The sequence below is a fragment of the Candidatus Accumulibacter vicinus genome (assembly GCF_000584955.1).
Taxonomy (GTDB): Bacteria; Pseudomonadota; Gammaproteobacteria; order Burkholderiales; family Rhodocyclaceae; genus Accumulibacter; species Accumulibacter vicinus.
Window position 1 is genome coordinate 255,338 of record NZ_JDSS02000024.1, and the last position, 4,087, is coordinate 259,424.

Annotated in this window: 3 protein-coding genes; 2 read left to right on the top strand and 1 reads right to left on the bottom strand. The window is 60.9% G+C overall.

The window, feature by feature from the left end:
* Positions 1-536 (bottom strand): tRNA (adenosine(37)-N6)-threonylcarbamoyltransferase complex dimerization subunit type 1 TsaB (gene tsaB / locus CAPSK01_RS11785; RefSeq protein WP_273703560.1); only part of this gene is annotated, 536 nt, incomplete at its 3' end.
* A gap of 232 nt (positions 537-768) precedes the next feature.
* On the opposite strand from tsaB, the gene glgA reads away from it, so the two are divergent.
* A complete protein-coding gene (gene glgA / locus CAPSK01_RS11790; protein ID WP_034926542.1) occupies positions 769-1,980 on the top strand; it encodes a glycogen synthase in 1,212 nt (403 codons plus the stop codon).
* Positions 1,981-2,127: 147 nt separating this feature from the next.
* Positions 2,128-4,087: alpha-1,4-glucan--maltose-1-phosphate maltosyltransferase (locus tag CAPSK01_RS11795; protein WP_273703561.1), on the top strand; the 1,960-nt coding region annotated here is incomplete at its 3' end.

Genomic DNA, 4,087 nt, shown 5'->3' on the forward strand with positions numbered 1-4,087 from the left:
GCGGGCATCAGTTCGGGCTGCCAGAGGTGCACGCAGCCGGCCAGCCGCGCACGCAGCAATGGATAGGCGCGAAGGCCATTACCACAAGCCAGCCAACCCGCCGAGTCGGGAAGCGGCAACGCCGACGGCTGGCAGACCCCGACCGCACCGAGCGGCACCGCCGCAGAAAACCAGCCGTAATAGACTTCACCCATGCGGGCGTCGAGCAGTACCAGCACCTGTTCCCCCCCGCTGGCCAGCGCCATGGCGTCGAGGGTGCCGATCGGAATGACCGGTAGCCGATGGGCAAAGGCCAGACCCTGGGTGACTCCGCAAGCGATACGCAGACCGGTAAACGAGCCGGGACCGGCCGCGAAAGCGATCCCGTGCAGATCGGCAAAGCCAAGCCCGGCCTCGCCAAGCGTCGCGCGGATCAGTGGCAGCAGCGTTTCCGAATGCGCCACACCGACCGGACAGAAACGCCGCAGCACGACGCCATCGCACCAGAGGGCAATGGAGCCAAGATCGGTCGAGGTCTCGATGGCCAGCAGATTCATGGGCGTATTCTACCCGTCCTGCCCGCCGCCGTCGCCATCGGATGCCAGGACACTCCCTGTCGCCTGGCCGGCTGGCCGCGACCGCGGATCTTTCTCCCGAGGCAGCCCGATTCGACGCCCAACAGCGCTGCCGACATGGCCGGCCAACGCCTTTCCCGCTACAATGAGAGGGCCTTCAAACGACGCGCCGAGAGCACGTCCACCTCATAACCACAGCATAGAAAGTGCCGCAATGAAAGTACTCCTATTGACGCGAGAATACCCTCCCCACGTCTACGGCGGAGCCGGAGTTCACGTTGAGTATCTGTCTGGCGAACTCGCCAAGCTGATGCATGTCGAAGTCCGCTCCTTTGGTGACCAGGATGCGGTCAGCAGTGATGGCGTACGCATCAAGGGCTACCCTTTCGGCAAGGGAAGTTTCGCGCATGTCGACAAGAAACTGAGCGGTGCGCTGGATACCTTCGAAACCAACCTCCAGACGCTGAGCGATCAGGTCGACGCCGACCTGGTGCATGTACACACCTGGTACGCACATTTGGGCGGCATCCTGGCAAAAACCCTCTATGGCATTCCGCTGGTGCATACGGTGCATTCGCTGGAACCGCTGCGCCCATGGAAACGCGAGCAGCTCGGCTGTGGCTATGACATGTCGTCATGGGTCGAACGGACCTCACTGAGCATGGCCGACGCAGTGATCGCCGTCTCACAGGGAACCAAGGCCGACATCCTCGAGCATTTCGACATCGACCCGGCGAAGATCACGGTGATCTACAACGGCATCAATGTCGACCAGTACCACCCGACGGACGAAACCGCTGCCCTCGAAAAGTTCGGCATCGACCCCGACAAGCCGATGGTCCTCTTCGTGGGCCGAATCACACGTCAGAAAGGGATCGTCCACCTGGTCAATGCCATTCATTACATCAATCCCGATGCGCAGGTCGTACTCTGCGCCGGCGCCCCCGATACCCCCGAAGTCCTGGCCGAGATGAAGGCTGCGGTCAAGCATGTGCGCCAGGAGGGTTTCCAGAACGTGGTCTGGATACAGGAGATGGTGAGCAAGGAAGAAGCGATCCAGCTCTATTCGCATGCCACGGTGTTCTGCTGCCCGTCGATCTACGAGCCTTTCGGGATCATCAACCTTGAGGCCATGGCCTGCCGCACTGCGGTCGTGGCGAGTGCCGTCGGGGGCATCAAGGAAGTCGTCGTCGATGGCGTCACCGGCTACCTGGTGCCGCTGGAGCAACTGCATGTAGCCCCTTTCGAGCCGGTCAATCCGGATGTCTTTTCGCGCGATCTGGCGGCCGCGATCAACAAGATTCTCGACCACCCGGAACTCGCCGCATCGATGGCCGCAGCAGGCCAGCAACGGGCGCGCGAAGTCTTTAGCTGGTCGAGCATCGCGCAACAAACGAAACAACTCTACGATTCGCTGGTGAAGTGATGTCGGCGGTTGTCGACGGCCACGGCGACGCCCGGCTCGCGACCGTCGGCCTGCACGCTGTCGGCGCGCACCGGCCGTCACCCTACAGACCCAACGCTTCCGGCCTCGCCGGTTCAGGATTTAGGATTAGGATTTAGGAGCAGCAGGATGATGATTCCCAAAGAATACCCCCGTGTGGTCATCGAAGCGGTCGAACCGCAAGTAGACGGCGGCCGTTTCCCCATCAAGCGCGTCGTCGGCGAGAAAGTCACCGTCAGTGCCGACATTTACAAGGAGGGCCACTTCAAGCTGGCGGCCGTGCTCAAGGCACGCCAGGCCGGGGACCGTGAGTGGCAGGAAAGCCCGATGACGCAGGGTGACAACGACCGCTGGTTCGGCGAGCTTACCGTCACCGCGATCGGTCGCTGGGAGTACACCATCGAGGCCTATGCCGAAACCTATCTGTCGTGGGTCGACGAAATCACCAAGAAAAGCGTGCCGGGTGCTGACCTCAGGAGCGAACTGCTGGAGGGTCTGGTGATCCTCAAGAAGTCGGCCGCCGTGGCACAAGGCGAAGATCTCAGCCGCATGCTGGGCATCATCGCGGCCATCGAAACTGCGCTGGCTGCCGGTGAGCAGCGTGGTGCCATCGACCTCGGCATCGGCAAGGTCATGCGCAGCATGATGGCCAGTTACCCTGATCGCAGCGAGGGCCATCAAATGACGCCCCCCTTGGCGATCATGGTCAATCGGCCGATTGCCCGTTTTGCCGCCTGGTACGAGTTCTTCCCGCGTTCGCAAGGCAATCTGCCGTACCGGCATGGCACACTGCAGGACAGCATCCGTCGTCTGCACGACATCAAGGCGATGGGCTTCGACGTCGTCTATCTGCCGCCAATCCACCCCATTGGCCATAGCTTTCGCAAGGGCAAGAACAACAGTCTGGTAGCCGTACCGGGCGACGTCGGCAGTCCCTGGGCGATCGGCAACAAACACGGCGGCCACATGGCACTGGAACCGCAACTCGGCACCTGGGACGACTGGGAGCAGTTTGTCGCCACCTGCCGTGAGTTGGGAATCGAGATTGCGCTCGACTATGTGATGAACTGTTCACCCGACCATCCCTATGTCACCGAGCATCCGGACTGGTTTTTCCATCGTCCCGATGGATCGATCAAGTACGCCGAAAACCCGCCCAAGAAATATCAGGATGTCTACCCGCTCAATTTCGGAACCAGCGACCGCACCGGACTGTGGCAGGAAATGCTCAAGATTTTTCTGTTCTGGATCGGCAAGGGCGTCACCACCTTCCGGGTCGACAATCCGCACACCAAACCGGTGCCGTTCTGGGAATGGGTGATTGGTGAAGTGCACCGGCAGCACCCGCAAGTCATCTTCCTGGCCGAAGCCTTCACCAAACCGAAGATGATGCGCTTGTTGGCGAAAGTCGGTTTCGCCCAGTCCTACACCTACTTCACCTGGCGCGACCACAAGCATGACCTGACCGAGTACGTCAGCGAACTGACCTGTGGCGAGATGAAGGAGTACTTTACCGGCAACTTTTTTGCCAATACCCCCGACATCCTGCCACCGATCCTGCAGTTCGGCGGCCGCCCGGCATTCATCATGCGCGCCGTGCTGGCCGCGACATTGTCAAGCGTCTACGGCATCTACAGCGGCTACGAGCTGTGCGAGAACGAGGCGATTCCCGGCAAGGAAGAGTACCTCGACTCGGAGAAATACGAGATCAAGATGCGCGACTGGAAAGCCCCGGGCAACATCGTCGACATCATCACCCGGATCAACCAGATCCGCCAGGAATGCCCTGCCCTGCAGACCTATAACAATGTGCTCTTCCTGAATGCCGACAACCCCAACATCCTTGCCTATGCCAAAATGACCGAAGACCGTTCGGACATTGTCATCTGCGTGGTCAATCTCGACCCCTTCCACGCGCACCACTCGATCCTGCATGTGCCACTGGGCTCCTTCGGAATTCCCGAGGACGAGCAGTACCAGGCGCACGACCTGCTCTCCGGCGAGCGCTATCGCTGGCATGGTCCGACAGCTTATGTCGAGCTTGCTCCGACCACCAAGATGGCGCACATCATCAAGGTCCGGCGCTGGT

Excerpts from the sequence above, each read along its gene's own strand:
- glgA (WP_034926542.1), top strand. The coding sequence starts at position 769 with ATGAAAGTACTCCTATTGACGCGAGAATACCCTCCCCACGTCTACGGC.